Below are 2512 nucleotides of genomic sequence, written 5' to 3'. Positions count from 1 at the left end.
GGGGTCCGCTTGGAAAAAGGAAATTATCCTACGCTAAGCGCATTTTTTGCACAGATGGCTACCGACTGAACGTAACGTGTGAGTCATGATCAGAAATGTGTTAACTCTAGGAATTGACACGACTTACTGTTCGATGGGGAAATCATGTTTAGCTATCTCAAGGCTATGTATCATCAATCAAAAATTCAGGCTGAACTCAAGGCACAGATACATGAACAAACTACGGTTAATGCTATCTGTCATCACCCTGAATCAATCGAGATCATTGCGGTTTGTTCGACTGATGCGTATTACCGAAAACGTAAGGACGCTGCTTTTCTGACAACCTGTTCTGTGCTCATGCGTACTTTAAAAGATGAATCCGTACCGATGGTACTACGGAAAACAGCATGGCGATTATTGAACGAAAGATACCAACGAATTAAGTTAAATCAGGCTTATAGGATAGAAAATTTCTTGCTTTTTGCCGATTTTGAATATGCTCTCGAAGAACATGATGAACTAGCAGAGTAGTACTAGTGAGGCGATGAATACCGACAGTTAACGTGCATGTGACTTAAACGTCCGAAACCGAACGATTACGTACAGCATGTAGACAACATGTCCGAAAGTAAGCAAAACCATTAACGGACAGCCGGATCATTTCGTACATCCCTTACGGTCAGGGGTTCGCGCTCAATGGAACGAAATCACCCGTTAGCTTAAAACGCTTAACGTAGGATAATTTCCTTTTTCCAAGCGGACCCGCTCAAGAAGCTGCTTGCCGAAGCCATGCTGGATAAAGAGGCGCTTCAGGTGGCTCTTGGGCGAAAGTACTGACGACAGACCAGAAGCGGGAAGCCGTGATGTTGATGTGTGATGCGACCGGTCTGTCGCAACGTCGTGCCTGCAGGCTTACAGGTTTATCCCTGTCGACCTGCCGCTATGAGGCTCACCGTCCGGCTGCTGATGCGCATTTATCAGGGCGCATCACTGAGCTGGCACTGGAGCGCAGGCGTTTTGGCTACCGTCGTATTTGGCAGTTGCTGCGCCGTGAAGGGCTTCATGTTAATCATAAGCGCGTGTACCGGCTTTATCACCTCAGTGGCCTGGGCGTAAAACGCAGAAGACGTCGTAAAGGGCTGGCAACAGAACGTCTGCCGCTGCTCCGTCCGGCGGCGCCCAATCTGACCTGGTCGATGGATTTCGTCATGGACGCACTTTCCACCGGTCGCAGGATCAAGTGTCTTACCTGCGTCGATGATTTCACAAAGGAATGCCTGACGGTCACTGTTGCCTTTGGGATTTCAGGCGTTCAGGTCACGCGTATTCTGGACAGCATTGCACTGTTTCGAGGCTATCCGGCGACGATAAGAACTGACCAGGGGCCGGAGTTCACTTGCCGTGCACTGGATCAATGGGCCTTTGAGCATGGTGTTGAGTTGCGCTTAATCCAGCCGGGCAAGCCAACGCAGAACGGATTTATTGAGAGCTTTAACGGACGATTTCGCGATGAATGTTTGAATGAGCACTGGTTCAGCGATATCGTTCATGCCAGGAAAATTATTAATGACTGGCGGCAGGATTATAACGAATGCCGCCCGCACTCCACGCTGAATTATCAGACACCGTCTGAATTTGCAGCGGGCTGGAGAAAGGGTCATTCTGAGAATGAAGATTCCGACGTTACTAACTGAGTGTTGTATCTAATCGTGGGGGCAGGTCAGAACCGTTAAAGATGTCTGCCGGGAGGCCGGTATCTCTGAAGCCACCTACTACAACTGGAAGTCCAGATACGGCGGCATGGAGGCTTCTGATATTAAAAAGATCAAGGATCTTGAGGACGAGAATCGACGTCTCAAACAGATGTTTGCCGACCTGAGCCTTGAGAACCGGGCGCTGAAAGACGTTATCGAAAAAAAGCTTTAAAACCAGCCTTTAAGCGTGAGCTGGTCACTCATCTGATAACGACATTTGGACTCAGTATCCGTCAGGCCTGCCGGAGTCTGAACCTGAGCAGAACGGTTTACCATTACCGTCCGGATACCACGCGTGACGAACCCGTTATTGTCGCGTTACAGGCAGTGGCAGAGCGATACCCACGGTACGGTTTTCCAAAACTTTTCCAGGTTCTGCGGCGGCAGGGATACCCGTGGAATCACAAAAGGATCCATCGTATTTATTGTCTGCTGAAGCTGAATTTTCGCCGTAAAGGCAAACAACGGTTGCCGGTGCGTAATCCCTCGCCACTGGCCACACCGGAAGCGCTGAACCAGAGCTGGTCTGTCGATTTTATGCATGATGCTCTGGTCTGTGGCCGTCGTTTTCGCACGTTCAATGTCGTTGATGACTTTAACCGTGAGGCATTGTCGATTGAAATCGATCTGAATCTGCCAGCTTTGCGCGTGGTCCGTGTACTCGACAGGATCGCGGCAAATCGCGGCTATCCGGTCATGCTACGCATGGATAATGGTCCGGAATTTATCTCACTTGCACTGGCTGAATGGGCAGAGCAACATGCAGTAAAACTGGA

At 49.6% G+C, this 2512-nt stretch carries 1 protein-coding gene and 2 pseudogenes; all 3 read left to right on the top strand.

All coding sequences use genetic code 11. The features are described 5' to 3' along the window. Nucleotides 1–144 precede the first annotated feature (144 nt). Nucleotides 145–513 carry a hypothetical protein gene (locus OGX94_RS07960; protein WP_032435799.1) on the top strand — a complete coding sequence of 123 codons (369 nt, stop codon included), beginning with the start codon at nucleotides 145–147 and terminating at the stop codon, nucleotides 511–513. Nucleotides 514–747: 234 nt separating this feature from the next. Further along, nucleotides 748–1676: pseudogene (locus OGX94_RS07955) on the top strand (IS3-like element ISSen4 family transposase); the annotation flags it as partial. A 28-nt stretch (nucleotides 1677–1704) separates the two neighbouring features. Next, nucleotides 1705–2512: pseudogene (locus OGX94_RS07950) on the top strand (IS3 family transposase); the annotation flags it as partial.

Origin of the sequence: Citrobacter sp. Cpo037 (assembly GCF_030332945.1) — a bacterium.
GTDB classification, from domain to species: Bacteria; Pseudomonadota; Gammaproteobacteria; order Enterobacterales; family Enterobacteriaceae; genus Citrobacter; species Citrobacter portucalensis.
This window is presented reverse-complemented; position numbering and strand designations above follow the sequence as displayed.